The organism is Streptomyces sp. WMMC500 (assembly GCF_027497195.1).
In the GTDB taxonomy this organism is placed as follows: domain Bacteria; phylum Actinomycetota; class Actinomycetes; order Streptomycetales; family Streptomycetaceae; genus Streptomyces.
Window position 1 is genome coordinate 4,797,431 of the sequence record NZ_CP114905.1, and the last position, 25,601, is coordinate 4,823,031.

General features: G+C 70.0%; 23 protein-coding genes, 3 tRNA genes and 3 pseudogenes. 8 read left to right on the forward strand and 21 right to left on the reverse strand.

Annotated features, from left to right (window positions below; all coding sequences use genetic code 11):
- Positions 1-3: 3 nt before the first annotated feature.
- On the reverse strand, positions 4-1,377 hold the full coding sequence (locus tag O7599_RS20610) for an XRE family transcriptional regulator (RefSeq protein ID WP_281617077.1): 1,374 nt from the start codon (positions 1,375-1,377) through the stop codon (positions 4-6).
- Positions 1,378-1,499: 122 nt separating this feature from the next.
- Here O7599_RS20610 and O7599_RS20615 point away from each other — a divergent pair, with 122 nt between their 5' ends.
- The 3 genes from O7599_RS20615 (at position 1,500) to O7599_RS20625 (ending at position 3,432) form a co-directional block, all read left to right on the forward strand.
- The gene (locus O7599_RS20615; RefSeq protein ID WP_281617078.1) at positions 1,500-1,958 is read left to right on the forward strand and encodes an ATP-binding protein; all 459 of its coding nucleotides are present in this window, start codon (positions 1,500-1,502) and stop codon (positions 1,956-1,958) included.
- 148 nt (positions 1,959-2,106) lie between these two features.
- Entirely contained in the window at positions 2,107-2,253 is a 147-nt protein-coding gene (locus tag O7599_RS20620) for a hypothetical protein (protein WP_281617079.1), read from the forward strand.
- On the forward strand, positions 2,254-3,432 hold the full coding sequence (locus O7599_RS20625; protein ID WP_281617080.1) for a methyltransferase domain-containing protein: 1,179 nt from the start codon (positions 2,254-2,256) through the stop codon (positions 3,430-3,432).
- Positions 3,433-4,045: 613 nt separating this feature from the next.
- Here O7599_RS20625 and O7599_RS20630 read toward each other — a convergent pair.
- Positions 4,046-5,857, reverse strand: coding sequence for an AIPR family protein (locus tag O7599_RS20630; RefSeq protein WP_281617081.1), 1,812 nt, complete (start codon positions 5,855-5,857; stop codon positions 4,046-4,048).
- Between the two features lie 342 nt (positions 5,858-6,199).
- On the opposite strand from O7599_RS20630, the pseudogene O7599_RS20635 reads away from it, so the two are divergent.
- A pseudogene (locus O7599_RS20635) lies at positions 6,200-6,466 on the forward strand (transposase family protein); the annotation flags it as partial.
- Between the two features lie 19 nt (positions 6,467-6,485).
- Here O7599_RS20635 and O7599_RS36910 read toward each other — a convergent pair.
- A pseudogene (locus tag O7599_RS36910) lies at positions 6,486-7,172 on the reverse strand (ATP-binding protein); the annotation flags it as partial.
- 119 nt (positions 7,173-7,291) lie between these two features.
- Complete coding sequence (locus O7599_RS20645; protein WP_281617082.1) at positions 7,292-7,699, reverse strand: NUDIX domain-containing protein; 408 nt, start codon at positions 7,697-7,699, stop codon at positions 7,292-7,294.
- A 113-nt stretch (positions 7,700-7,812) separates the two neighbouring features.
- Between O7599_RS20645 and O7599_RS20650 the strand changes: the two genes are divergently transcribed.
- Entirely contained in the window at positions 7,813-8,508 is a 696-nt protein-coding gene (locus tag O7599_RS20650) for a UTRA domain-containing protein (RefSeq protein WP_281617083.1), read from the forward strand.
- 263 nt (positions 8,509-8,771) lie between these two features.
- Here O7599_RS20650 and O7599_RS20655 read toward each other — a convergent pair.
- Positions 8,772-8,844 (reverse strand) — tRNA-Arg (locus O7599_RS20655).
- A gap of 185 nt (positions 8,845-9,029) precedes the next feature.
- Positions 9,030-9,123 (reverse strand) — tRNA-Ser (locus O7599_RS20660).
- Positions 9,124-9,354: 231 nt separating this feature from the next.
- Here O7599_RS20660 and O7599_RS20665 point away from each other — a divergent pair.
- The gene (locus O7599_RS20665) at positions 9,355-10,206 is read left to right on the forward strand and encodes a TetR/AcrR family transcriptional regulator (RefSeq protein ID WP_281617084.1); all 852 of its coding nucleotides are present in this window, start codon (positions 9,355-9,357) and stop codon (positions 10,204-10,206) included.
- Between the two features lie 3 nt (positions 10,207-10,209).
- Here the strand turns inward: O7599_RS20665 and O7599_RS20670 are convergent, their stop codons facing one another.
- Positions 10,210-11,790, reverse strand: coding sequence for an MDR family MFS transporter (locus O7599_RS20670; protein WP_281617085.1), 1,581 nt, complete (start codon positions 11,788-11,790; stop codon positions 10,210-10,212).
- Positions 11,791-11,925: 135 nt separating this feature from the next.
- Between O7599_RS20670 and O7599_RS20675 the strand changes: the two genes are divergently transcribed.
- Complete coding sequence (locus O7599_RS20675; RefSeq protein WP_281617086.1) at positions 11,926-12,150, forward strand: hypothetical protein; 225 nt, start codon at positions 11,926-11,928, stop codon at positions 12,148-12,150.
- Between the two features lie 206 nt (positions 12,151-12,356).
- Here the strand turns inward: O7599_RS20675 and O7599_RS20680 are convergent, their stop codons facing one another.
- The 7 genes from O7599_RS20680 to O7599_RS20710 all read right to left on the reverse strand — a co-directional run bounded on the left by O7599_RS20680 (position 12,357) and on the right by O7599_RS20710 (position 17,364).
- Positions 12,357-13,223: an RNA polymerase sigma factor SigF gene (locus O7599_RS20680; RefSeq protein WP_281623455.1), complete on the reverse strand. Its 867-nt coding sequence runs from the start codon at positions 13,221-13,223 to the stop codon at positions 12,357-12,359.
- Between the two features lie 551 nt (positions 13,224-13,774).
- Complete coding sequence (locus tag O7599_RS20685) at positions 13,775-14,839, reverse strand: RNA polymerase sigma factor SigF (RefSeq protein ID WP_281617087.1); 1,065 nt, start codon at positions 14,837-14,839, stop codon at positions 13,775-13,777.
- A gap of 300 nt (positions 14,840-15,139) precedes the next feature.
- Positions 15,140-15,349, reverse strand: a complete 210-nt coding sequence (locus O7599_RS20690) for a hypothetical protein (protein WP_281617088.1) — start codon at positions 15,347-15,349, stop codon at positions 15,140-15,142.
- 404 nt (positions 15,350-15,753) lie between these two features.
- Positions 15,754-15,840, reverse strand: a tRNA-Ser gene (locus O7599_RS20695).
- Positions 15,841-15,881: 41 nt separating this feature from the next.
- Positions 15,882-16,442 (reverse strand): nucleoside deaminase, encoded by a 561-nt coding sequence (locus O7599_RS20700; RefSeq protein ID WP_281623456.1) that lies wholly within the window; start codon positions 16,440-16,442, stop codon positions 15,882-15,884.
- Complete coding sequence (locus O7599_RS20705; RefSeq protein ID WP_281617089.1) at positions 16,439-16,987, reverse strand: hypothetical protein; 549 nt, start codon at positions 16,985-16,987, stop codon at positions 16,439-16,441. The genes O7599_RS20700 and O7599_RS20705 overlap by 4 nt, the downstream gene beginning before the upstream one ends.
- Positions 16,988-17,178: 191 nt before the next feature.
- Positions 17,179-17,364 carry a hypothetical protein gene (locus O7599_RS20710; RefSeq protein ID WP_281617090.1) on the reverse strand — a complete coding sequence of 62 codons (186 nt, stop codon included), beginning with the start codon at positions 17,362-17,364 and terminating at the stop codon, positions 17,179-17,181.
- Positions 17,365-17,516: 152 nt separating this feature from the next.
- On the opposite strand from O7599_RS20710, the gene upp reads away from it, so the two are divergent.
- Positions 17,517-18,149, forward strand: coding sequence for a uracil phosphoribosyltransferase (upp, locus tag O7599_RS20715; protein WP_281617091.1), 633 nt, complete (start codon positions 17,517-17,519; stop codon positions 18,147-18,149).
- 128 nt (positions 18,150-18,277) lie between these two features.
- On the opposite strand, the gene O7599_RS20720 is transcribed toward upp, so the two are convergent.
- The 7 genes and pseudogenes from O7599_RS20720 to O7599_RS20750 form a co-directional block, all read right to left on the reverse strand.
- Positions 18,278-18,931: a LytR C-terminal domain-containing protein gene (locus O7599_RS20720; protein WP_281623457.1), complete on the reverse strand. Its 654-nt coding sequence runs from the start codon at positions 18,929-18,931 to the stop codon at positions 18,278-18,280.
- Positions 18,932-19,025: 94 nt separating this feature from the next.
- On the reverse strand, positions 19,026-19,322 hold the full coding sequence (locus O7599_RS20725; RefSeq protein WP_018836497.1) for a type II toxin-antitoxin system VapB family antitoxin: 297 nt from the start codon (positions 19,320-19,322) through the stop codon (positions 19,026-19,028).
- Positions 19,323-19,526: 204 nt separating this feature from the next.
- Positions 19,527-21,059: a M28 family metallopeptidase gene (locus O7599_RS20730; RefSeq protein WP_281617092.1), complete on the reverse strand. Its 1,533-nt coding sequence runs from the start codon at positions 21,057-21,059 to the stop codon at positions 19,527-19,529.
- Between the two features lie 135 nt (positions 21,060-21,194).
- Positions 21,195-21,792 (reverse strand): annotated as a pseudogene (locus tag O7599_RS20735) (HhH-GPD-type base excision DNA repair protein).
- Between the two features lie 181 nt (positions 21,793-21,973).
- Positions 21,974-22,342 (reverse strand): DUF488 family protein, encoded by a 369-nt coding sequence (locus tag O7599_RS20740; RefSeq protein ID WP_281617093.1) that lies wholly within the window; start codon positions 22,340-22,342, stop codon positions 21,974-21,976.
- 52 nt (positions 22,343-22,394) lie between these two features.
- Positions 22,395-23,750 (reverse strand): SPFH domain-containing protein, encoded by a 1,356-nt coding sequence (locus O7599_RS20745; RefSeq protein ID WP_281617094.1) that lies wholly within the window; start codon positions 23,748-23,750, stop codon positions 22,395-22,397.
- Entirely contained in the window at positions 23,747-25,471 is a 1,725-nt protein-coding gene (locus O7599_RS20750) for an SPFH domain-containing protein (protein ID WP_281617095.1), read from the reverse strand. Before O7599_RS20750 ends, O7599_RS20745 begins: the two co-directional genes overlap by 4 nt.
- Between the last annotated feature and the right edge of the window lie 130 nt (positions 25,472-25,601).

Sequence of the window (25,601 nt, forward strand, 5' to 3'; positions counted from 1 at the left end):
TAGTCATGCGGCTCGGCGCAACACCTCGGCGACGGCCCCCAACGACCGGTGAGGGTGCAAGCGGGTCAGGAAGGTGCGGGCGCGCTGCCGCGGACGGACGGAGCCGACACCGGCTGAGAGATCGATGACCCTGCTGATCACCTTCGCAGACTGCTCGACCTCCCCGGCGTCCAGATAGGCGTGAGCGAGCCAGGAGAGGTAGAGCGCCTTGTCCCGCGCATGCGCGTCATCGAAGTCGGCAAGCGCGGCCTCAAGCTCGGGGACGGCGCGCAGCGGGCGGCGCAACTCCGTCCAGCACCGGCCCTTCATGATCTGCAACTCACGCCCGTCGACCCACGATGCCCAATCGGGTCCTGGCTCGTCGGAGATGCCGCTCAGGGCCTCCTCTGCGTGGGCGAGCGCGCGCTCTGTCTCTGTCGCCTCCCCGGCACGCGCATGAGCCCAAGCCCGGCGCTCGTACAGCAGACCTAGGACGGTGGGCGGCACATCGGGTCCCGCGGCGTTGCACGAGGCAACCGCAGTGGCCACTCCCGACGCTGCGCTACTGACCTGCTGGTACGCGAGGAAGGCAAGGGCGTTGCCCTCAAGGGCCGTGTCCTTCGCCTCTCTGGCAGCATCGTGCGCTCGCCGGTAGAGAGCGGATGCCTCCCGCTGATCACCAGCATCGAATGCGGCCCAACCCGCCTGCTGCGCCTGCTCAGCGACAACCGTGAGCAACTGCCTGCCGGTGGTCTCCGAGTAACTGGCGCGGCGCATCAGGCGCACGGTGGCGTCCAACTCGGCGCGGTAGACATGGCGTGTGTCTGTCCCGCCTAGAACGTCGTCCAGGCGGCGGAGCCGGGAAGAACGTAACCGCAGGTGCTCTACGTCGCGATGGCCGAGCCGGGACCCTGCTCCGCTCTCGGGGAGCATGCCGACGACTCCTGCGAGTCCTGTTGTCGCGAGGAACCTCCTGCGCCGCACGTCGTCTCCTTCTTGATCGGCTGTTGCCGCTCTGCCGGGACAGGGGGCACCTGCCGCCTTCGAATGATCAGACAGAAGCAGCGCTTGATTCTCTTGGTCGCTCGGTGCCCGATCCTGTTGCGCTTGTTCCCACGGGCGTGGCGCCAAGCCGACGAGGTGACCGGGAACGGCCAGTGCGTCCGCGATGCGCGTGATTTTCTCGTAGGTGGTGATCGCGCCCTCGCCCCGGGCTAACTTCCCCACGCGCTCGGGCTTGATGTCGCAGGCGTCGGCGATCTTCACGAAACTGATTCCGCCCCATTGCCGGGCCAGCTTGAACACCTTGCCGAAATCATGACACCGCAGCGCGGCCTGCACATCGACACGGTTGAGGACGTGCGCCGGTAGAGCGGCTGGCGACATGCGGTCTGACATGCGACTTCCCCGTCATCTGTCTCTACGGAATCATCAGCCAATCCGTCACTGGAGTGTACCCATCATGGGTATCCCCCTCGCCGGGAATCGAGATCGGCATCTCTTCTCCCATCCTGTCGGTCATGCGGCTTCAGCAACTGGACACAGGCGGACAAGCGATGACGTGGCAGTGGCGGCGGCATCCCCGGTGTGTTGCGCTGGCGCGGTCGCAGATGCGTAAGGCGTTGGCCGGGTGGGGGCTGGTCAGGATCGAGGGACCGGCTGTGCTTGTGGTCTCGGAACTGGTCACGAACGCGGTCGTTCATGCGGGTGTGCAGGGGCGGGAGGTCTCAACGCGGTTTGTCCGGCTTGACGGCGGGGTGCGCATTGAGGTGCATGACGCCTCCGACGATCGGCCGGTGCGGCGTGTGCCGGACGGCAAGGGCGGCTTCGGGCTGCACCTGGTTGAACAGTTCGCGGCTCGGTGGGGGGTCGCAGAGCGTGCGATCGGCAAAACCGTGTGGGCCGTGGTGGTCGACCCGGAGTGGGTGCGGGGGGATCTCGGAGAGGGCAAGGGCGAGGTGTCATGCGGCAGAGGCTGATGGTCGTGCTGTGAGCGCGGTCTGCGTGCGAGGCGTGGTCTGGCCGGCAGTGCGGCCTACTCCGGTTGACCAGGGGGTTGTGGAACCGGCTGGCTCCCACAAGCCCGAGTAGGACGGTACCGAGCAGAGTGAATCGAGGAGGATGGGCATGAAGATGAGCGTGCAGCGGTGGTTGTTGATGGCGGAGGGTGGCAACCCGCAGGATGACAGCGACAGTGGGAACAAGCACGGTGGTGGCGGCTCGGATGAAGGCGGCAACACCAACGACGGCCAGGGACCGGCGGACGGACGCTGAATGACCAAGCACGAGTTGGCGGAGGCCGGTCCTGAACGGCTGGCCTCCGCGTTACTGGACAAGGGGGTGCTGACCTCCGATTGGCTGCCCGCGTTCGAGGCGGTGCCCCGGCATCTGTTCATGCCGGATGTCATCTGGCCCGGTCAGGCGGGTATGAATCGGCCGAACGACCGGGTGATCCGTTCTGCGGAACCGGAGTTGTGGTGGCAGGCGGTCTACCGGGACGCGCCGATCACCACGCAGTGGGATGACGGCGCCTACACCGGTCCCGGCAAGGGCAAGATCCCCTCAAGTTCCAACTCCATGCCGTCCATGGTCTTTTCCATGCTCAAGGCGCTGGACGTGGACGACGGGCACCACGTATTGGAGATCGGCACCGGAACGGGCTGGAATGCCGCCCTGCTGGCGCGCCGGCTCGGCTCCGCCAACGTCGTCACGGTGGAGGTGGACCCGGCCGCTGCGCAGGAGGCCGGTACCCGTCTGGAGGCAGCAGGGTGCAATCCGGTGACGGTGGTCGGTGATGGCGCCCAGGGGCATGCGCCGCGGGCTCCTTATGACCGGGTGATCGCCACGTGTTCCGTAAGCCGTATCCCCTCCGCGTGGATAGAGCAGACCCGGCCGGGTGGTGTGATCGTCGCGCCGTGGGGGCCGACCTACGGCGGGGAAGCCGTTGCCCGACTCACCGTGGCCGACGACGTCACCGCTTCGGGCCACTTCGTGGGCTCCTCGGCGTTCATGCGCCTACGCGCACAGCGGACGGCCCGCCCGCACGTGCGTGACTACCTCAAGGGCCGCCCTTGGCCAGCGGACGGGGACCGGTCGGTGACCTCGCTGTCCCCGGACGAGGTGGGTGACTGGGTGGTGATGTTCGCCATCGGTCTTCAGGTGCCGGCGGCGTTTCCGTGGATGGAGTCCTACCCGGATGGCTCGTACACGCTGTGGCTACGCGATGCCGCTGTCACCTCGTGGGCCACGGCGGACTATGAGCCCAACCGCAGTGAATACGAAGTGGTGCAGTCCGGACCCCGGAAGCTGTGGGATGAAGTCGAGACCGCCCACCGCTGGTGGGTCGAACAGGGCCAACCCGACTTCAACCGCTTCGGACTGACAGTCGGTCCTCAGGGCCACTCCGTCTGGCTCGACACACCGGACCACCAGGTCCCGCTGACTGTCAGGTAAGCCTCCGCCTGATTCGTCCCGTTCGGCGGTTGTTGTCGGAGACCCCCGCCAGAGCCATGGAAGAGCCCCCTGTCGAGTGAATGACAGAGGCTCCGAGCTGCTGCGCGCTCGGCAGGATTCGAACCTGCAACCTTCTAATCCGTAGCTCTATGTGGATCGGGCGCTGTCGGTCATCTGGGCCACTTCAAGGCTCCGGGATGGACGTGGAAGCTCGCTGACCGTTGCCGTGGTTACGGTACTTGGCTGCTGTACTGCTGGCCGCGAAGACCTATGGTTCGGGGCACTGTGACCACTCCCGACTGTCCCCCGTGGTTCCCCGCAGGATCTGGCACGCGAATGGCACGACCCGTTCGCCACAGGGAACGTGCTCGTTTCTCAGCGTCAGCCTCAACGAACTCACGGCCTGGTGAAGACCCGGCTCAAACCGATGCAATACCGCCCCGGCCTCATCAACCGTCTCCTCGCCAAACTCGGACTCGACCTCCAACCGCCGCAACCTCAGCCGTTGAAGATCTAGAACAGAGGCCAGAAGGCAGGGGATCGTCGATGAGGGTCCATCCCCGGTCTTATTCGTTTGACTACTTTCGCCTGGTGAATCGAAACCCGACCAACATTAGACGTTGGCGCTCGACTCCTTGACCTTTTGCAGCAGGGCCTCCTGGTTACGACGGCTGCGCACATCGTCCTTGCGCAAACTCCTGCCCTCGTTCAAGACCGGCTGAAACTGCTCGGTGGCAAGCTCGACTGCAGTAGTGATCGCTACTTCAATTTTATCCGAATCCGAAATCTTGAACTTCAGCTTCTTAGTGTCCCTCAGCTGCCGTCTTGCTGTCTCTATCTCAGAGGTTTCGAAGACAGGCACAAGTCCCGGCGTGATCAGAGCGGACACCATCATCGCGATGTGATACTTCGCGGCTTTGAGAGTGGTCGAATCGGGTGTTCGGGCGAAGAATCTTTCGACCCGATACAAGATCCAGGCCGCGTAGTAGTAAGCCTCAACGGAGTATTCACCCCAGACGAACGAACCCTCAGCCTCTAGCTCTTTCGGAGCGCCGATCGCTCGGAAAGAATCACCGAACAGTGTTGCAGCGACCGCTCGATTGAGTTCGGGAGTCGTGACAACGCGAGTCCGCGGGAAATCAAGAGACGCATGCTGGTTTTGCCGCAGATAACGTAGTCCGTTTACGCCCGACTGGTTGAAAAATTCTTCCACGTCTTTCGCCATCTGGGAACTCGCCTGTATGTCAGTTGAGCCGATGGGAGTTTGCAGGTTAGTAGCGATCGCCACGCTCGTTCGCACCCCAGCGTCACCTGAGCTGACGATCTTCACCGGGATCCAAAGGTCAGAGAGGAGGGACGGCTTGGTCTTAACCGCTTCGCTTGCCGTCCACCTAACGAGCTGGTGACTCGTCTGCCCGCCATTTACGATCTGATACCCAGAGATGAAGAATCTGTCACCCGACCCTCGGAGAGATGTCGCAATGATCGTGAGTCCGTTGTTGAGGAAGGGGAAGTGCTCGCGGTCGTCACTCTGAAGGGTCCTCGTGATCCGCGTATTCACTGGGTTTTGGCTACCGAGATCGAGACGCACGTTGTCGTCGAAGATCCCTGGTCTCATGGAGCCAGTCTCATCCGTCAGCAGCTTCATCACCTCCGCGCCGGACAGGAGACCGATGTAAGCCTCACTCACCCGCTCGGTCGCAGGGATGGTCTGCCGCTTCTCAAAGTTGAACCGGATATTCTGTGGTCCGTGACGCTCTTTCAGCTTTGCAGCTAGTGCATCGTGGCCATGAGTGTTGAGATTCAAAGGTTCTGCATAAATGCCGAGAGCTCGAATACGATCGATCGCTTCTGTGACCTGAAGCTCTTGCTGTGCGCTCTTCCCGTCGTTGCCGCTAGTGGTGACATAGAAGAGTTCGCACGGGATTCGCGTGTCTTGAAACTTGTCGCCGCTCTCTGCGATCCGATCGATCAAAGTAGCCAAGTCGACCAGCGCCGGAGGGAGCTCAACGCTCTTCGCCTTAATCGCGTACTTTGTCACGGCCTCGACGCCGTGGAGGAACTTCGCGATGAGTTTCGAGTCGTAGGACTCGCTTGTCTTAGCCTGAATAAAGATTACCCTCGCTGTGTTAGACGCCTGGTCTGAGATAAGATCGTCGATTTCTGAGGGTTCGAAGGCGATCTGTCCGTTGACTACGACTGCAGCGATGTCGATGCCCTCGTCAGTCCCGCCGCCGAGAACAGTGCTCTCAATCTGCTCGACATCGTCCCGTACATAAGGGAAGAGATAGTTGGCTGCGACGTACAGCTCGAACTGCTTCGCCTCGCTCCCCTCGAAGCCAAAGTCTCGTGCAAACTTGGCCACTCGCTTTCCCGTGAGCGTGTGCACTTCATCCCCCCAGCCAGCGCGAGCGCTGATCGTCATCACAGTGTGTTTGTCAGTGAGCGTAGCGCTTGGATTGCCGTCGACGTGAGTAAATGGTAAAGAAACCTGACTTGCTCCTCGGTAGCCTCGGTCGAGCTTCTTCCACCGGCGAGCCTCGATGTGATCAGTCAGGACGGTCCCTCGACCCGTCCTTCCCAAGTTCGGCTTCCGCTTCAGAACCGGGCGGACCGCCGATACACGAACACCGTGATGATGCGCACTCAGTGAGGGTTTTCAGACTGGCCACCGTGTGGGTGACGGGGGCGAGGCGCGTGACGGTCAGGGCACCTGTGCTGTTGGGAGAGGTGTTCGACGTCTCATCTCGCCAGCTCAGGAGCCCTGTTGGTGCCCTATCGTGCCGCACTTGACCTCCCACACACGCTCGTGGAGTGGGTCACCATGCTCATCGTCACCCGGGAGGGTGACCGCCGCTGAACACTACGCCCGTCCGGGCGTGCGCTGCTCGCGCTGGTGTACCTGCGTCGGCACGACACCCTCACCCAACTGGCCGCCGGTTTCCAGGTGTCCGTCGGCACCGCCCATGCCTACGTCACCACCGTCGTTGCGCACCTGGCGGACAAGGTGCCCGGGCTGCTGAAGTCGTGGAGAAGGTTGTTTCGCATGGGGCTCACATGCTGGTGTCTGCCTGGTTCGGAGGTGGGAGGTAGGGCACTGGTGTGACTGTCCAAGTAGCGTGCGTGGTGTGCTCCTTCAGGGTGAGGGTGTGGGTCTGGCCCTTCGCCGGTTCTCGGGTCGTCTCGGCTTGGCCGTGTTCGATCCAGTGGCGGGCTTCACGGTAGGGCTCGTCGTCCATGTTGATCGCGACCATCATCAGCGTGGCCTTGTGCCATCGCAGTGCTTCGTCTGTGCCGTGGGCGTTGAAGTCGGTTAGCCGGCGCTCGTTGACGTGGCACTCGCAGAGAAACCGGCGCTCCTCTGGGGGAGTTCGTAGGGTTATCGATGCCGCCCCTGCGTGCTCGGCCGCAGCCCGGTGGCCGACCTCGGCTGAGGTTCCGGGTCTTTCGTGCCGGGGTCCAGTTCGAACCATGACCGTGTAGCCCTCGTCGTCTCCGCTTACTTCCATGCGTTGGCCGAGGGCCGAGACGAGAGTGAGTCCGCGGCCGTGGGCGTCCCCTTCCGTCGCAGCTACTGCGTGGGGTTTCCTCCGACCGCCGCCGATGTCGGTGACTGCCAGCACGACCGATCCCGAGGTGCGGAGGAGCGAGATGCGCATGCTCCCGCTGGCCGCTCCGCTGGCGGTGTGCAGTAGGGCTTTCGTGCTCAGCTCGCTCACGATCAGTGCGGCCTCTTCCGCGCAGGTGGTGTCGCCGAGTCCGTCTCTCGTCCAGCGGCGGACGCGGCCGACTTCCTCCGGGAGTCCTGGGCGGGTGAGTTCCCAGGTCCGACGCGGCCGCGATGGGTTGTGGGTTTGAGCTAGACGAGTCTTACGCCGTCATGCGCCCGCACAGCCGGCGGCGATGCGGCGTTGAGTGCGTCCAGGACGCGGATCGCGTACGCCTCGTCGGCGAGTTCGGTGACCTCGGCGCGGGTGGCCCAGCGGAGGGCGTAGGTCTCATCGCCGGTGGTCGGGGTGCCGTCGATGGCCTCGCAGCGGAAGACAAGCGAGACGATCAGGCCCGTCATGTTCTTGTACACACCGGTGAGGAGTGCGGGCAGCGCGATCTTCAGGCCCGTCTCCTCCAGGACCTCGCGCTGAAGCGCTTCGGGGATCGTCTCCCCGGGCTCAAGGACTCCGCCGGGCGGCTCCCACTGGCCGTTGTCACGGCGCTGGATGAGCAGGGCCCGGCCCTCGTCGTCGACGATCACTCCGGCGACGCTCACGGAGTGAGGGCGCTCTGCGCTACTCACGGTCCTCGGTCCCCTCGGCTGGCTAGGCTCTCCACCGTAGCAACAAGCACTCAGCCTCTCGTCTAGATATCCAGAGGAGTACACGCATGGCGCCCGTTCCGGCCGGTGTTCTCGGGGCCGTCGACCCCACCAGCGACCGTGCCGTCTTCCGGCAGATCGCCGACGAGCTCCGGGAGGCCATCGACAAGGGCCGCTTCAATGAGGGGCTGATCTCCGCCGAGCACGGCAAGGGCGTCTTCGTCCGGCCGCGGCCTCCGGTGCGGCGGCTCGCTTCCGACCGGTTCGCGCGTCGGCACCGCGACCAGGGCAAGTCCGCGTTCATCGTGGAAGCGGACGCCGCAGGCTCCCGACCCGAGGTCGACAGCCTGGAGGTCAAGGAGGAAAAGCCCAGTCGCGACATCTCCGCCCGCCTGGGGTCACCTCGGAAGGTCCTCGCCCGCCGCCGGCGCTACCTGCTCGACGGTCGCCCCGTCGAGTTCGCCGTGTCGTACCTGCCTCTCGACCTGGCGCGCGGTACGCGCATCGCCGAGCCGAACCCCGGCCCCGGCGGCATCTACGCCCTGCTGGAGGAAGCGGGGCACCGGCTCGACCACTTCGACGAGGAGGTACGCGCCCGGATGCCCTCCCGGGGGGAGGCCAAGATGCTGCGGCTGGCGTCGGGCGTGCCGGTGATCCACCTGGTACGGACCGCGTACGACACCGAAGGGCGGGCGGTTGAGGTGTGCGACACCGTGATGGCCGCCGACGCCTACGTACTCGCCTACCAACTGCCCGCGACCTGAGCTGACTTCTGCAGGTCCCGATGCTTCATCAACGCCCAGGCGGCGGGATGTCCTGCTCAGTTGCCCCGGTCGGTCGGCGGCCTCGTGTCGTGCTTCTCGCCCCCGGTGCGATCTCCGCGGCGCCGTCGCCGTGGTCCTGCGCTGGTGCTCAAGCATCGGACTTATCGGCGCCACCGGGTCGGCCCTCGAGTGTGGCCCCGACGCCGGTGCCCTCAGCACGCGAAAGGCCCCGCAGGCGGTCTCCGCGGGGCCTTCGATCGGTGCGCGCTCGGCAGGATTCGAACCTGCAACCTTCTGATCCGTAGTCAGATGCTCTATCCGTTAAGCTACGAGCGCCCGCTTTCGGGCATTAACGGCCCGGCTGCGTTGCGGGAACAACCTTACATGACCCCCCGCGCCAGGTGAAATCCGATTCCTCCACCCCCGCTGACCTGCGGAAACGCCCACAGCCCGGCCCCGCGCGCGGCCGGGCGCCCGGCGTGCAGAGAGCCCGCGCCGGGGGCGCGGGCTCGCTGGGGGTGTGGCGGAGGCGGAGGGATTTGAACCCTCGATGGGCGGTAAAACCCAAACCGCATTAGCAGTGCGGCGCCATAGACCAGACTAGGCGACGCCTCCCGCACACCTGCCGGTCAGCAGGTGTGTGCAGATGATGGCACAGGCGCCGGGGCCGCTGCCAATCGCACCCACCGTACCGGTCACCGGGCCGCCAGGGCAAAGCCCTTGTCGCGCGGCGGGGTCGGGGCGAAGGGGAGGAGGCGGGGCGGAGCGGGCATAGCATCGGTGTACGGGCCGTTTCGGTTCATGGCCGATGGTCAGGGTGCGACAGCAACCGCTGGGAGGCGCAGGATGGCGTCCGTCCGCCGCAAGGTCCGCGGTGCCCGCGTGAGCATCTGGCTCACCGGGCGGCCGAAGGGACGGCGCAGGGGGCATGCGCCTGCCGCGCGGGAGGCCGACGGGCTGGATCTGGGGAAGATCGTCGCGGCCACCGTGCGGTTGCTCGACGCCGAGGGGCTGGGGCGGTTGTCGATGCGCCGGCTCGCGGCCGAGCTGGGGGTCACGGCCATGTCCGTGTACTGGTACGTCGACACCAAGGACGAGCTGCTGGAGCTGGCCCTCGACTGCGCGTACGGCGAGCTGGAACTCCCCCGGGAGGACGACGGCGACTGGGCCGCCCAGCTCCGTCAGCTCGCGCACGAGCACCGGCGGGTCCTCGTCGCCCACCCCTGGGTCTCGCGTCTGGCGGGCGAGTATCTGAACGTCGGGCCCCGCGCCATGGCGTGCGTCGCCGCCGCGCAGCGGGTGATGCGGCGGGCCGGGTTGCCGGAGGAGTGTCTGACGGGCGGGTTGTCGCTGCTGTTTCCGTTCTCGTACGGGTTCGGGGGCGCCGGCGGGCGCTGGGCCGAGCTGTGCCGGGCGGCCGGGGTGACGGAGGACGAGTGCTACGGCGAGTTCGTACGGACGCTGCGGGAGCATCCCGAGTACGTGCAGCCGCCGGCCGGGGCCGCGGTCGGTCCGGCGCCCGCCGTTCCGGCGCCTGCCACTCCCGCGCCCGCTGGTCCCGTCCGCGTGCCCGCCCTCTCCGGGCACGAGCAGCGCGACCGCGACTTCAACTTCGCCCTGGAGTGCGTCCTCGCCGGCCTGGCCGCCATGCGCGACCGGGTCGCGGAGCAGGTCCGGCCCACCATCACCCCCGCGTAGCTCCTACGCGTTCGCCTTCGCCGGGGCCTCCCTGCGCCCCGCGTCGCCGTCCGCCGGCGCGCCCCCGCCCGCCTGCTGCAGGCCGCTGCGCGTCCGCAGCGCCACCTCCTTGATGCACGCCACCATCACGAACGCCAGCAGCGCCGCCGGCGCCGCGTAAAGGAAGATGTCGGCCAGCCCGTGCCCGTACGAGCTCTCCACCACCGTGCGCACCGGCGCCGGCAGCTCCGCGAGGTTCGGGATCGCCGCACCGCCGCCCGCCTGGTCCGCCGCGCGGGCCGGCGGGATGCCGAGGTCGGCGAGGCCGTCGCGCATGTAGCCGGAGATGCGGCTGCCGAGGATCGCGCCGAGGGCGGAGACGCCGACCGCGCCGCCGAGGGAGCGGAAGAACGCGACCGCCGAGCTGGCGGCGCCGAGGTCGGCGGGGTCGACCTGGTTCTGGGTGCACAGGACGAGGTTCTGCATCAGCATGCCGATGCCCGTGCCGAGCGCGGCCATGAAGACCGCGATGTGCCAGTACGGGGTGTCGTAGCGCATGGTGCCCAGCAGGCTGAGCCCCGAGGTGAGCAGCAGCCCGCCGGCGACGAGCCAGACCTTCCAGCGGCCGGTGCGGGTGATGACCCATCCCGAGATCGTGGAGGCGAGGAAGATCCCCATGATCATGGGGATGGTGAGCAGGCCCGACGTCGTCGGGCTCTCGCCGCGGGCGAGCTGGAAGTACTGGCTGAGGAAGACCGTCGCGCCGAACATCGCGATGCCGACGAAGAGGGAGGCGAGCGAGGCGAGGGTGACGGTGCGGTTGCGGAAGAGGCGCAGCGGAAGCACCGGCTCCGGCACTCGGGTCTCGACCCAGACGAACGCCAGCCCCAGCGCGAGCGCGCCGCCGGTCATCGCGAAGGTCTGCCAGGACACCCAGGCGTACGACTCACCCGCGAGCGTGACCCAGATCAGCAGCAGCGAGACGGACGCGCTCATCAGCGTCGCGCCGCGCCAGTCGATCGACACCTTCCGGCGCACCACCGGCAGGTGCAGGGTCTTCTGGAGTACGACGAGCGCGAGGACGGCGAACGGGATGCCGATGTAGAAGCACCAGCGCCAGCCGAGCCAACTGGTGTCGGTGATCACGCCGCCGAGGACGGGCCCGCCGACGGTGGCGACGGCGAAGGTGGCGCCGAGGTAGCCGCTGTAACGGCCGCGTTCGCGCGGGGAGATCATCGCGGCGAGGATGATCTGCGCGAGCGCGCTGAGGCCGCCGACGCCGATGCCCTGGACGACGCGGCAGGCGATGAGCATGCCGGTGCTCTGGCTGAGGCCGGCGACGGCCGATCCGGCGACGTAGATCACGAGGGCGAGCTGGACCAGGAGCTTCTTGCTGGCGAGGTCGGCGAGCTTGCCCCACAGGGGCGTGGAGGCCGTCATGGCGAGAAGTGCTGCGGTGACGACCCAGCTATACGCGCTCTGCGTCCCGTCCAGGTCCGCGATGATCCGGGGCAGGGCGTTGGTGACGATGGTCGAGGAGAGGATCGCCACGAACATGCCGAGCAGCAGGCCGGAGAGGGCCTCCAGTATCTGCCGGTGGGTCATGCCGGGAGATTCGACTTTAGTTTGTTGCACTAAGCAACTGTATGACGAATGGTTGCCGAAGGCAATCGACGCCCTGCGGAAGGGAGGCTTCCCCCCGCTGACAGGCGTCGGGGACGTTCGCTAGTGTCCTGCTCCATGGCTCACAATCCGCAAGGTCAACAGCCCGATCCCAACTACGACCCGGCCCAGAGCACGCAGATGTTCCGCGCCTTCGTGGACGAGGGCGGCGGCCCGCAGGCGCGGGGTCCCCAGCAGCCGGCGGCCGCGGTGGCGAGTTCCGGGCCGCGGGTGGGACTGATCGTCGGGATCGTCGTCGCGGTGGCGGTGCTGGCGGGAGTGGTGTGGCTCGCCGTGGGGTGATCCGGGGTCCGCGGGCCCGGGTGCGGCGTCCGGGGCGCGGAGTTCCGCCGCCGTAGCGGCGCGGAGTTCCGCCGTCGTAGCGGTGCGCGGCCCGTCGCCGTAGCGGCGCGTGACTCCCTCGGTACGTCCCGTAGACGCGGCGTAGGGCGCCGTCTACGGCCCCCACGCGGTACGAACCGGGGCCGGCCCCGCGCCGGCCCCCGTCGTCAGTCCGCGATCAGCCCTGCCCGAAGCTGCGCCAGCGTGCGCGTCAGCAGCCGGGACACGTGCATCTGCGAGATGCCCACCTCGTCGCCGATCTGGGACTGCGTCATGTTCCCGAAGAACCGCAGCATGATGATCCGCCGCTCCCGCGCCGGGAGTTGAGCCAGCAGCGGCTTCAGCGACTCGCGGTACTCCACGCCCTCCAGCGCCGTGTCCTCGTACCCGAGGCGGTCCGCGAGGGAGCCCTCGCCGCCGTCCTCCTCCGGGGCGGGGGAGTCGAGGGAACTGGCCGTGTACGCGTTGCCGACGGCGAGGCCGTCGACCACGTCCTCGTCGGACACCCCCAGGTACTGGGCGAGTTCCGGCACGGTCGGGGAGCGGTCCAACTGCTGCGCGAGGTCGTCGCTCGCCTTGGTGAGCGCCAGGCGCAGCTCCTGCAGCCGGCGCGGGACGCGCACGGACCAGCTCGTGTCGCGGAAGTAGCGCTTGATCTCGCCGATGACCGTGGGCATGGCGAAGGTCGGGAACTCGGTGCCGCGCCGGCAGTCGAATCTGTCGATCGCCTTGATCAGGCCGATGGTCCCGACCTGGACGATGTCTTCCATCGGCTCGTTGCGGCTGCGGAAGCGGGCCGCGGCGTAGCGCACGAGGGGGAGGTTCAGCTCGATGAGGGTGTCGCGCACGTACGACCGCTCGGGGCTGTCTCCGGGGGGCAGCTCGGCGAGGCGGAGGAAGAGGGCGCGGGAGAGGGTGCGGGTGTCGATGCTGCCGGAGGAGACGGCGGCGTCGGGGTCCGCGGCCGCGTCGGGCTCGGGAGCGGCGTCGGGGTCCGGGACGGCGTCGTCCGTGGGGGCGGCGGGGGCAGGCACGGTGGGAGCCGCGACGGCCGGGGCCGCGACGGTGGGGGCCCCGACCGTGGGCGCTGCCGCGGTGGGGACCTGCACGGTCGGGGCGGCGGCGCCGGGCCCGCTCCGGGGCGCCGGGGCGGCGGCCCCGTGCGGTGGTGGCGGTGCCGGTGGTGCCGGGGCGTGGCCGTCCGCCGCCGGGTCGGGGTACGGGTCCGGGGTGCGGGCCGGGCCCTGGGCCGTGCCGGCCGGGGCGTCGGGGAAAGCCGCTTGGGCGCCGAGCGGCGCGATGTCGGTGAGCATCTGCGAGCTGCCCAGTTCTGCGGACATGCCACCCCCTTGAGGTCGCGGACGGTTCCTGACCGCCCCTCCCATTGAACCGGCCGAGACTCGACTCCCGCCGGACCGCCGAGAGAAGCAGCCTCCGACTGAGATACCGGGTGCCGGGGCATGCCAAACACCGTTCCAGCAGAATGTCACAAGTCGGCAACGCGCTGTAGCGTCAAGTCGACATATACGCGCAGATACGGAGCCTGGGTGTCACGGGTGACCTCGAAGAGTCCTACCCGATCCGGTTAGGAATCGATCCGGTTTGCGGATCGCAGCCGCGCGAAGCTGCGCGACAGCAGCCGCGACACGTGCATCTGGGACAGCCCGAGCTCGGCGCTGATCTGGGACTGGGTCATGTTGCGGTAGTAGCGCAGCATGAGGATGCGCTGTTCGCGCTCCGGCAGTTGGACGAGGAGATGGCGTACGAGGTCGCGGTGCTCGACGCCGGCCAGCGCCGGGTCCTCGTACCCGAGCCGGTCCAGCAGCCCCGGCATGCCGTCGCCCTCCTGGGCGGCTTCGAGGGAGGTGGCGTAGTACGAGCGCCCCGCCTCGCGGCAGGCCCGTACCTCGTCCTCGCCGACCTTCAGGTGCGCGGCGATCTCGGCGGTGGTGGGCGCGCGGCCGTGCCGTACGGTCAGGTCCTCGGTGGCGCCGCTGACCTGGGCCCACAGCTCGTGCAGCCGGCGGGGGACGTGGACGGTGCGCACGTTGTCCCTGAAGTAACGTTTGATCTCGCCGACCACGGTGGGCATGGCGAAGGTGGGGAACTGCACACCGCGGGCCGGGTCGAAGCGGTCGATGGCGTGGATGAGGCCGATGGTGCCGACCTGGAGGACGTCCTCCATGGGCTCGTTGCGGCTGCGGAAGCGGGCGGCGGCGTAGCGGACGAGGGGGAGGTTGGCCTCGATGAGCGCGGTACGGACGCGGGAGTGCTCGGGGGTGCCGGGTTCGAGGGTGGCGAGCTGGGCGAAGAGGGCGCGGGTGAGGGCGCGGGAGTCCGGTTTACGGGGCTCTTCGGGCTCGCCGGGGTCGCCGGGATCGGCGGCGTGGCTGGAGGGACCGGAGCTGCCGGTGCTGCCGGGATCGGCTGGGCCGCCGGAGTCGCCGGGGGCGGGGCCGGGCGCCGGAGCGGGCCCGGCCACGGCCGGGCGGCCGGGGGCCGGCGACCCGGGCGCGGGGGGCGTCGCGGAAGCCGGAGCCGGCGGCTGAGCCGGAGCCTGGGCCGGAGCTGTGGCCGGGGCTGGGGCCGGGGCCGCCTTCGGGACCGGCGCGGGGGCGGGCGGGGCGGTACGCGCGGAGAACGGCTGCACTGCACCACCACCCCTTCGCGACCACGTGACGTACGACCGGCGCCACGGCGCGTACCGCAAGCGAAACCGGCAAATCCGGAAAAGCGGTCATAGCATCACAAGAGATGCGCACCGTGTGCAAGCACCGTAATTTGCCGTGTTGGCGGCCAGTTGGCCGCCGCCGCGGGCCCGGGACGCGGGCCGTTCGGCCAGGCAGGAGGGCTGTGCGCGCACCCGCGTACGGGGCCGATCGCGTGGTCGGCGATCACCCTCGCGGACAGCCGCCCGGCGCCGGCCGGGCAGGGCCCGCGGGCCCCGGCGTCACTCCGAGGAGGAGGCGTCGTCGAGCAGGTCGGACATCACGTCGCCGATGCCCTTGGCCAGCTCCGAAATCCACTCGAAGACGACCTGCACGACGTCGGCCGCCTGCGAGGGGGAGCTGATGATGGAGTAGATCGCGAAGAGTCCGAGGACCCCCAGCCCTATCTTCTTGTAGTCCACGAGCGTCCATGCCTCCCCTGTGCGGCACACGCCCGAATCCCGCTCTCTCCCCAGGCGCAGTCTCCAGGATTCTATCCGCGCTTCGGACTTGTACCCATGCTTTATGGACTAAAGGCCCGGTCAGAGAGGGCTTTTGCAGGTCACGCCCGCGGTGGCCGGCCCTGCACCATGGACGGTGTGCCCGCCGGGCCCGGCAGGACCCCGGCGGGCTCGGGGCGGGCTCACTGCGCGTCCGCCGCGGCACCCCCCTCGCCGCAGCGCGGTCGTACGGCCCGTCCCTCGCGGGGGGAGGCGGCCGGTTCCCCCCAGAGCCGCCTCCCCCTCCGCCGCCCCGCCGCCCCGGGACCGGCCCGGGGCCCGCCCCGCGCGAACGGCGAGCGTTCGCCGGCAGCACGAAGGGCGGACCCGGTCGGGTCCGCCCTTTCGTCTCTGTGCGGTAGCGGTGGGATTTGAACCCACGGTGGAGTTGCCCCCACACTCGCTTTCGAGGCGAGCTCCTTCGGCCGCTCGGACACGCTACCGCCGAGCAGCTTAGCCCACGCGCCGCCGGGAGCAGAAATCGTTACGGGCGCGGGCCGTCCGCCGCCGGGCCGGTGCGGAAGAAGGCGGTGAGCAGGGCGGTGGAGTCCGGGGCGAGGACGTGGGGGATGACCTCGGGGCGGTGGTTCAGGCGGCGGTCGCGGAGTACGTCCCAGAGGGAGCCTGCCGCGCCCGTCTTGGGGTCGCGGGCGCCGTAGACGACGCGGTCGACGCGGGCGAGGACCGCGGCGCCCGCGCACATCGTGCAGGGTTCCAGCGTGACGACCAGCGTGCAGCCCGTCAGCCGCCAGCCGCCCAGCTCCGCCGCCGCGGCGCGCAGCGCCAGGATCTCCGCGTGGGCCGTGGGGTCGCCCGTCGCCTCCCGCTCGTTCCTGGCCCTGGCCAGGATCCGGCCCCGGGGGGGTGCCTCGATCAGGGCCTCGTACGAGGCCCCGGACGCGTCGACAGGGCCCACGACCACCGCGCCCACCGGGACGTCCCCCGTCGCCGGGGCGCGCTCCGCCTCCGCCAGGGCCGCCCGCATCGGGGGTGCCCACAGCTCCTCGTACGGGCCGCTCTCCCCTTCTCCGCCGGCCTCCGTCAGCGGACCGTCTCCAGCACGTCCGCGGCGCCGAGCAGCTCGGCGATCGCGTTGACCGCGTCGCCGTGCAGCGCCAGCAACTGCTTCTCCGAGACCCCGAGGTCCTCCAGCAGCTCCTTGTCGCCCACCGGGCCCGGCGGTGTGCCGGGCGGGGCGTCCGGGTCGGCGTCGGAGTCATCGTCGGCGCCGGTGTCGGCGTCCGGCTCGCCGTCCTCCGTGCCGTCCAGGTCCGTCAGGCTGTCCAGGGTGCTGTCGTCCTCCGGCTCCCGGCCGAGCAGCTCGGGGGTGAGCAGGATCTCCCCGTACGCGCTGCGCGCGGCGGCGGCGGCGTTCGAGACGAAGACGCGCGGGTCGTCCTCGCCGTCTATGCGGACGACGCCGTACCAGAAGCCCTCCTGTTCGAGCAGCACCAGCACGGTCTCGTCCTCGTCGGCCGTCGCCTCGCGGGCGAGTTCGGCCAGGTCGTCCAGCGTCTCCACGTCGTCGAGCTCTGTATCGCTCGCTTCCCACCCGTCTTCGGTGCGCGCGAGCAGTGCGGCGAAGTACACCGTGACTCTCCCACTGGTCCTAGGTGTGCCGGGCCGGGTGGTCGAGCTTGCCTGCTCTCTCCCCCCGACCTGGGGCGGGGGACCCGCCCTCACCGGAATCGTGACAGAAACCTGCGCTGTCTGCGGGGTCTTCCGCTGTGCGTCGTGAATTGGCCCGCCGCGAGAGGCGCGTTCGGCCGTCCGCCGGCCGTCTACCAGCGGAACGTCCGCATGCGGTGGACGTGCCGCCGCCGCGCCGCCCGGGCGCGCCGCGGCTGCACGCGGGCCCGCAGCTCCTCGGCTTCGTGCAGGTCGCGCAGGAAGGCGGCGCGGCGGGCGCCGCGGTCGTCGGTGGTCTCGGCCAGCGGATCACCACTGCGCAGATCACGATCCGGCATCACACACCTCCAGCTCGTCGTCGAGCCGGGCGGACATATCCACCTTGCACCCGGTTGGCGGTTGTGTACGCACCGCGGCCCGTTTCTGCTCGCCTACCCCCGGGCCCTCACCCGTATCCGTGCCCGGCCGGGACTCGGATAGATTCGGGAGCATGCGGATTCACGTGGTCGACCACCCCCTGGTGGCACACAAGCTCACCACGCTGCGCGACGCGCGCACGGACTCCCCCACCTTCCGGCGGCTGGCCGACGAGCTGGTCACGCTCCTCGCGTACGAGGCGACGCGCGACGTCCGCACCGAACAGGTCGACGTCCACACTCCCGTCGCCAAGACCACCGGCGTGCGCCTGGCGCGCCCCCGGCCGCTCATCGTGCCGATCCTGCGCGCCGGGCTCGGCATGCTCGACGGCATGATGCGGGTGCTGCCGACGGCGGAGGCCGGCTTCCTCGGGCTGATACGCGACGAGGAGACCCTCCAGCCCAGCACGTACGCGAACCGGCTGCCGGAGGACCTGTCCGGGCGGCAGGTCTACGTCCTGGACCCGATGCTGGCCACCGGCGGCACGCTGGTCGCGGCGATCCGCGAGCTGATCCGGCGGGGCGCGGACGACGTCACGGCGATCTGCCTGCTGGCGGCGCCGGAGGGCACGGAGGCCGTGGAGCACGAGCTGGCGGGCGCGCCGGTGACGGTGGTCACGGCGGCGATGGACGAGCGGCTGAACGACGTCGGGTACATCGTGCCGGGGCTCGGCGACGCCGGGGACCGGATGTACGGGACCGCCTAGCGGCGGGACCGCCTGGCGGCGGGACCGCCTGGCGGCGGGACCGCCTGGCGGCGGGACCGCTGGGGTGGGCCCACCGGGGTGGGCCCGCGGGGGCGGGCACGTGGGCCGGGCCGCCCGGCCCGCGCGTCTCAGTCGCACGCCTCCGGCTTCGTCACCGCAGGTGTCGCCAGCGCCTTCAGCGCCGCCTTCGCCTCCGCCGGCTCCGTCAGCCCGCGGAACTCGTCGCCGATGATCAGGTCGACCACCGCGCCCTCGCGCTCCACCGCCTTCGGCTCCGCCTGCGCCAGTTGCGTGCCCAGCACCTTCAGCTCGCCGTCCACCGTCCCCGGGGCGCCGAGCAGTATGCCGGCGCCGGTCACCCGCTTGTCGTACTCCGCGGGCGCGTTGGCCACCTTGCCGATCTTGAAGCCGCGCTTCTCCAGCTCGTCCGCGGTCTTCTGCGCGAGGCCGGATCTGGTGGTGGCGTTCAGCACGTTGACCTCGACCCGTGCGGGCGCGGGCAGCGCGGCCGGCTTCTCCTCCGGCTTCTTGCTCTCGCCGGACTTCGCGCCCGTGTCCCGCGCGCCGCAGTCCTCCGGTTGACGGGCCTGCACGGCCTTCTTCTCGTCGTCGTCGCCCTTGAAGACGTCGATGAGCTGCAGCGTGCCCCAGCCGACGACCGCGACCGCGAGCGCCGCACCGAGCAGGGCCAGCACCTTCCGGCGCCGACGGTTTCGCCGCATACGCGGATATTTGGTGCCCTTGATGCGGTACGGCCCGCCCATCTCGGGGGGCGTCAGCATGCTCATGGCGGCAGCGTAGTGGCCGGAAGGGCCCGTGCCTACTAGATGATCTACGGGGTGGACCGGGGTCCCCCCGAAAGAGTCAACGGACTGGTCAGTCCAGCTCAAGGACGCGCGCGTGCAGCACCTGGCGCTGCTGCAGCGCCGCCCGCACCGCGCGGTGCAGTCCGTCCTCCAGATAGAGGTCGCCCCGCCACTTCACGACGTGGGCGAAGAGGTCGCCGTAGAAGGTCGAGTCCTCGGCGAGCAGGGTCTCCAGATCCAGTTGCTGCTTCGTCGTCACCAACTGGTCGAGGCGTACCGGGCGTGGTGCGACGTCAGCCCACTGGCGGGTGGACTCCCGGCCGTGGTGGGGGTACGGCCTCCCGTTTCCGATGCGCTTGAAGATCACACGGAAAGCCTACCGGGGATGCGCCTCCGGGCGCAGCAGTGATGCACAGGAGCGCCAAGTCAGCGGCAAGCGCGAAGCAAGGCGGAGGCAAGGCGGGACCGGCAAAAGCAAGGGAGACCGGCACAGGCACGCGGGAGACGCGAAAGGGGCCCGGGCCGTCGCCGGCCCGGGCCCCTCCGCGTCCTTCGCTACGCCCTCAGGCGCTCACCGCTCCGCGTGGTCGTCGTGCGCACCGCCGCCGCTGCCCGCGTCGCCCTCGGTGGGCACGAAGGACACCGGCTCGCGCAGCGAGCTGACGTCGTGCGCGTACGCCCCGACCGCGTTGGCGATGACGTCGATGTTCGCGTCGAACGCCGGCATGCTGATGTTGTCCAGGTCGTCGCACGCCGCGTGGTAGCACGGGTCGTACGCCATGCCCGCCGTGCCGCCGAACTTCTCGGCCTGGGCCTCGGTCTTCGTCCCCTCCGCGCCCGTGAACGTGCCGCCGGACGGGATGCCGACCGCGATGAACGGGCCGTAGTCGGAGCGGCCGGTGAAGTCGGTGCCCTCGTGCGGCATGCCCCTGCGGTCCATGAAGTCGGTGATCTGCCGCTCCAACTGCGCCGAGCCCTCCGGGCCCGGGCCCTCGCCGACGCCGTCGGAGTCGTCGCCGTCGTAGACGAAGAGGCCGTAGTTCGGCGAGGCGACCATGTCGAAGTTCAGGTAGAGCTCGATGTCCCGCAACTGCCGCGGGGTCAGCCGGCTCACGTAGTCCGTGGAGCCGACGAGGCTCAGCTCCTCCGCCGACCAGAACGCGAAGCGCACCTGGTTGCGCGGCTTCTTCTCGGCCTTCGCCAGCTCCTTCGCGACCTCCAGCAGCGCCGCCGAGCCCGAGGCGTTGTCGTTGATGCCGGGGCCCTCGGGGACCGAGTCGAGATGCGCGCCGAGCATGACGGTGCGGTCCTCGGCGCCGCGCTTCGTCTCGGCGATGACGTTCCGCGTCGTGCGCGGCTCGACGATCATCTGGATGTCGACGTGGACGGTGACCTCGCCCTGCGCCAGCAGCGCGGTCAGCGCCTCGCCCTCGGCCTTGGAGATGCCGCCGGTGGGCACCTTGACGGCCTCGGCGTCGCCGAGGGTGCCGCTCAGCGAGCCCTCGGTGTTGTTGTAGATCACGGTGGCGACGGCGCCCGCGTCCGCGGCGTTCGCCTGCTTGACGGAGAAGTTGCAGCCGCCGCGCTGCACGAGCGCGACCTTGCCGGTGTAGTCGCCGCCCGCGAAGTCGCCCGGCTCACAGCCCGAGGTGCCGTCGGCGTCGACGGGCGCGGCGGCCAGCGGCGCGTCGAGGCCGCCCTCGGGGGTCGACTTCGAGAAGGTCATCGCGTGGATCTCGACGTCCCGCGCCTCGGGCGAGACGACCGCGAACTCGTCCTTCACCGTCTCGGAGTAGGTGAAGTCGAAGTAGTCGTACGAAACGTCGTAGCCGGCCTTCTTGAGCTGGTCGTAGACGTACGCGGCGGACGCCTCGTAGCCCGGCGAACCGGCCGCGCGGTGGCCGCCGTTGCGGTCGGCGAGCCGCTGGAACGCCTTGAGGTGCCTGTACGCGTCCGCGGCGCCGGACGTGCGCACCAGCTCCCGGGCGAGCTGCGCGCCGTCCCGCGCCGGGGACGCGGCACCCGCGGGCGCCGAGCCGGCCAGGAGCAGGGGGACGGCGAGGGCGGCCGCGCCCAGCGCAGCCGTGAGTCTTCGAGGGAACACAGGAGTCCTTCCGACGTCATAGGTGGGCGAACCTGTCCGGCGTGTGGGGTCTCCTGTCCGCAAGGCGGACGGGGTGCGAGCAACCTAGCGACTCGAACGGCGTTGCGGAATGGGCCGGTGGCCGACCCGTCCGGTTCAGGGCGTCTTCCTCTTCGGCGCGGCCTTCGCCGCCGCCTTCGCCTCCTGCTTGAACGCCCGTACCTCGGACAGCGTGCCGGGTCCCGTGATGTCCGCGACCGACCGCCGGCTGCCGTCCTCGCCGTACGCGCCCGCCGCCTCGCGCCAGCCCGCGGGCGTGACGCCGTACTGCTTGCCCAGCAGCGCGACGAGGATCTGCGCCTTCTGCTTCCCGTACCCGGGCAGCGCCTGGACCCGCCGCAGCAGCTCCCTGCCGCTGTCCACGCCGCGCCACAGGGCCTCGGCGTCGCCGTCGTGCTCCTGCACGAGGTACGCGCAGAGCTGCTGGATGCGCTTGGCCATGGAGCCGGGGTAGCGGTGCACGGCCGGCTTCTCGGAGAGCAGCGCGGCGAACGCCTCGGGGTCCTGCGCGGCGATGGCGTGGGGCGTCGAGGTCGTCGCCGCCCATGCGGTGGGCGATCGTGTACGGGCCGGAGAACGCCCACTCCATGGGCACCTGCTGGTCGAGGAGCATGCCGACCAGGACGGCCAGCGGGCTGCGGCCGAGCAGCGCGTCGGCCTCCGGCTGCTGCGCGAGACGCACGGTGACGTTCATACGAGCATCATGGCGCAGCGGGTCGCGGCCCCGCGGGGCAACACGCGGACCCCCGGCGCGCGCCCTTGCGCGCCGGGGGCGTACGGGGCGTCCGGCTCGGGCGCCGGCCACGCGGCGGGTACGGCCGCCGGCCGGGCCGGCACCGGCGTGGGGCCGGACGGGTGACCTGTACGCCCGCTCCTCAGCCCCGCTCCAGCTCCTCCGCGAGCACCGGCACGTGGCTGCGGTCGACTTCCTTCGTGCTGGTCACCAGCGTCAGCGGGCCCTGCTCGTACAGCTCGCGCAGATGCGCGAGCGCCGCCGCGCGCTCGCCGTCGGACAGCTCCGCGCGGTAGCGCTCGGCGAAGTCGGGGAAGCGGTCGAGGTCCGCGTGCAGCCAGTGGCGCAGCTCGTCCGAGGGCGCGACGGCCTTCAGCCACTCGTCGACGCGGGCCTTCTCCTTGGCGATGCCCCGCGGCCAGAGGCGGTCGACGAGGACGCGCGTGCCGTCGTCGGGATCGGGGGCGTCGTAGACGCGCCGTATCCGTGGGGGTGCGTGCTTTGTAGCCATACGTCCACGGTAGCCGTGCGGCGAGCCCCCCGCGCCCGCCGCACGGCCCCGCTCACTCCTCGTCGGCCCCGTGTCCTTCCGCCGCCACCGCCCGGAGCAGCCCGCCCGCCGGCGGCACGTGACCGCCCGCCGGGGAGCCGGCCGTGAGCCGGGGGAGCAACTGTGCCGTGAGGAGGGTCGAGAGCGCCGAGACATCACCGCCGCCCGCGCCGCCGTCCGTGCGGATGACGGTGGGCCGCGGCGCGCTGCCCGCGAGCACCGCGCCCACCTCCAGCCGCCGCCGGGCCAGCTCGTACCGCAGCACCGCGCGGTTGTCGCGGTACGCCCGCGCCAGCCGCCGCTGCGCCTTGGCCTCGTTCTCGGCGGCGATCAGGCCGCTGCGCCCGCGGGTCTCGATCTCGAAGCGGACCTTCTGCGCCTCGGTCTCCTGCTGCTCCAGCAGCCGGGCGACCTCCTCGCGGGCCCGGTTCAGCGCGGCCTTGACCTCGACGAACCGCGCGTCGCGCGCCTTCTTCGCCCGCTCGATGTCCATCTGCAGGTTGTCGATGCGGCGCTTGCGGGTCAGGCCCCACTCCTGCTCGTACGCGGTCCGCTCCTTCGCCACCCGCTCGCGGGTGGCGAGGTGCTGCTGGTACTGCGCGGGCAACTGCACGTCGGGGATGTTGGCGCCGGTGATGCGCACGCCGTAGCGGGCCAACTGGCGGTTGAGCAGGTCCTGCATGTCCGCGACGTCGGAGCCGCGCAGGTCGTACGCCCGCTCCGTGCGCACCCGGCGGGCGCGCTGGCGGATCGCGTCCTGCACGGCGCTGGAGAGCACCAGGTCGAAGTTGCCGGCGCCGATGGTGCGGACGAAGAGCACCGCGTCGTTGATGCGGAACTTCAGGAAGAACTCGATCGAGCGCAGCGGCACGTTCTCCTGCGTCGGGCATGCCATCACCGGCGCCGAGTACGGGATCTCGGTGGCGGTGTCGACGACGAAGTCCACCCGCGACCAGGGGTGCCAGACGAAGTGCCGGCCCGGGCCGAGCGTGCGGGAGATGGCGCCGTAGCGGGTGAGGACGCCGTTGGTGCCCTGCTCGATCTTCACGATCGACGAGCGCCACCACCACAGCACCCCGGCGATCAGCAGGAGGACGCCGACGACGTACGAGGTGGCCGCCAGGGTGTCGTACGCGCCGTCGCTCCAGCCGTCGCCGCCGCCGCTCTGCATCCCGGCCATCACGCCGGTCGTCAGCGCGAGCAGGGAGAGCCACAGCGGGACCATCCACCACAGCCGGCGGCGGTGGCGCGGGATGATGACGGGGATGAGGGTGCCGGCCTCGCCGCCGCGCAGCAACTGGGGGATGTCGCCCCAGGCCGCGACGAGTTCGGAGATGACCGACCTGCGCTTCATGGCCGCCGTGCTCATGCGCCCGCCTCCTCGTGCCCGTAGCTCGCGGGCCCGAAGCCCTCGTGTCCGTAGCCCTCGTTCGCGACGGCGACCGCGGTCCCGCCGCCGGCCGGCGACGGCGCCCCCTCCGCGCCGCCGCCCGCCGGCACCGGTGCCGGCCGCTCGGCATCGCGCAGCGCCCGGATCTCCGGCTCGCGCTCGGCGATCCGCGCCGCGACCTCGGCCAGCCGCTCCCGTACGGCCGTCATCTCGGCCGCCGAGAACAGGTCCCCGCCGCGCTCGCCGACCAGCTCCCGGGCGAGCGCCAGGAAGTCGACGCCGGCCCCGCCGCCGTCCGCGCCGTCGGCGGAGCCGCCGATGCGCAGCAACTGCGGCAGGTGGTCGGCGACCTGCTCCAGGGTGTCGAGGACCTCCTGCTGGTAGCGGTACTCCAGGATCTCCGGCGCCTCGGCCGTCGTCACCGCGCGGATGTCGAGCGCCTGCGCCTCCAGCAGCGCGGCGTTCGCCCGCGCCTCCGACTCGGCCTGGACGTACCGCTGGCGGGCCAGCGCCTCGGCGCGGTTGGTCTCGCGCTCGACGGCGGTGTCCATCTGGGCCTGGTACTGGGCGATGTCCGCCTGGATCGCGGACAGTTCCTCCTCGCGGGCCGCCAGCTCCTTGCTCAGGTCGCCCTCGTCCTGCTCCTTGCGCAACTGGAGCGCGTACTCGTGGGTGTACGCCTCCTTGGCCATCCGCACCATCTCCGGCGCCGCGAGGTCCATGCGGTACGGCTGGTCGGAGGGCTCGGCGCTGGTGATGTTGGCGTTGGTCAGCTCGACCGCGGGCCGGAACTGATGGTTCAGCGCGTCGAGCAGCCGGGTGGTGTCCTCGCCGACCATGTCGTAGATGCCGGCGGCCTCCTGCTCGTAGATGAGGCTGCGGATCGTCTCGCTGACGGCGTTGTTCAGCTTCTCCTGGAAGCCGCGCACCGCGCCGAGGGTGTAGACGAACTCCACCGGGTCGCTGATCCGGAACTGGATGAACAGGTCGATGGACGCCTTCACCCCGCCCTTCGTCGGGGCCTCGCGCACGGGCGCGTTGAAGGGGTACTCGCGGGTGGTGTTGAGGATGTACGAGACCCGCTTCCACGGGTTCAGCAGGATCACCCGGCCGGGGCCGACGACCTGCTCCAGCTTGCCGAACTTCGTGATCAGTGCATGACATCCATCGGGAACCATCACCATGCCCTGCCGCCACCACACGAACCCGACGGCGAAGACCGCCAGCACCCAGTAGTGCGCGCCGAACAGCGGGTGGGTGACCACGTCGTCGCCGGCGGCGGCCACCGCGATCGTGCCGACGGCGCCGACGACGAGCAGCAGCGACACCGGCAGCATGCTGAGGAACGAGCGCCCGCGCGGCAGCACCATCGGGCAGATGGCGTGCACCTGCTCAAGACCCTCGCGCTTCAGGTCGCTGCGGTTCAGCGCCTCCCCGGCCTCGTCCAGCGGCACGGACTGCTGGGTCATGACGGTGTCGAGGCTGCCGCCCTGGTCGCGGGCGGCGGGGAAGTCGGCCGGGTCCATGCCGTCCTCGCGCGGCGCCTGCCACCCCCGGCCGCCGCCCCCGCCGTAGCTCTGCTCACCTTGGGTGAGCACGCCGTGGCGGCGCAGTTCGTCCTGGGCCATCTGCCGCGGGTCGTTCCCCTGCATCACGGCCTGCGCCGCGCTTCTGATGCTCTGCGCACGCGAACGTGCCATGTCCCCCTCCTTCGGTCGTGCGATCACTCTCCGCAGTCAGAACCCTTCCGCAGCGGCGCGCACAGGGACAGGCGCGGATCGTGACATCACGGGTACGCGGTCGTTGCGCGATCCCGGCAGGGAGGAGGTT

Excerpts from the sequence above, each read along its gene's own strand:
- O7599_RS20720 (WP_281623457.1), bottom strand. The coding sequence starts at position 18,931 with ATGCTGACGCCCCCCGAGATGGGCGGGCCGTACCGCATCAAGGGCACC.
- O7599_RS20650 (WP_281617083.1), top strand. The coding sequence starts at position 7,813 with ATGGCGCCCGTTCCGGCCGGTGTTCTCGGGGCCGTCGACCCCACCAGC.
- O7599_RS20745 (WP_281617094.1), bottom strand. The coding sequence starts at position 23,750 with ATGAGCACGGCGGCCATGAAGCGCAGGTCGGTCATCTCCGAACTCGTC.
- O7599_RS20740 (WP_281617093.1), bottom strand. The coding sequence starts at position 22,342 with ATGGCTACAAAGCACGCACCCCCACGGATACGGCGCGTCTACGACGCC.
- O7599_RS20625 (WP_281617080.1), top strand. The coding sequence starts at position 2,254 with ATGACCAAGCACGAGTTGGCGGAGGCCGGTCCTGAACGGCTGGCCTCC.
- O7599_RS20710 (WP_281617090.1), bottom strand. The coding sequence starts at position 17,364 with ATGCCGGATCGTGATCTGCGCAGTGGTGATCCGCTGGCCGAGACCACC.
- O7599_RS20610 (WP_281617077.1), bottom strand. The coding sequence starts at position 1,377 with ATGTCAGACCGCATGTCGCCAGCCGCTCTACCGGCGCACGTCCTCAAC.
- O7599_RS20670 (WP_281617085.1), bottom strand. The coding sequence starts at position 11,790 with ATGACCCACCGGCAGATACTGGAGGCCCTCTCCGGCCTGCTGCTCGGC.
- O7599_RS20665 (WP_281617084.1), top strand. The coding sequence starts at position 9,355 with ATGGCGTCCGTCCGCCGCAAGGTCCGCGGTGCCCGCGTGAGCATCTGG.
- O7599_RS20675 (WP_281617086.1), top strand. The coding sequence starts at position 11,926 with ATGGCTCACAATCCGCAAGGTCAACAGCCCGATCCCAACTACGACCCG.
- O7599_RS20750 (WP_281617095.1), bottom strand. The coding sequence starts at position 25,471 with ATGGCACGTTCGCGTGCGCAGAGCATCAGAAGCGCGGCGCAGGCCGTG.
- O7599_RS20615 (WP_281617078.1), top strand. The coding sequence starts at position 1,500 with ATGCGGCTTCAGCAACTGGACACAGGCGGACAAGCGATGACGTGGCAG.
- upp (WP_281617091.1), top strand. The coding sequence starts at position 17,517 with ATGCGGATTCACGTGGTCGACCACCCCCTGGTGGCACACAAGCTCACC.
- O7599_RS20630 (WP_281617081.1), bottom strand. The coding sequence starts at position 5,857 with ATGACGATCAGCGCTCGCGCTGGCTGGGGGGATGAAGTGCACACGCTC.
- O7599_RS20620 (WP_281617079.1), top strand. The coding sequence starts at position 2,107 with ATGAAGATGAGCGTGCAGCGGTGGTTGTTGATGGCGGAGGGTGGCAAC.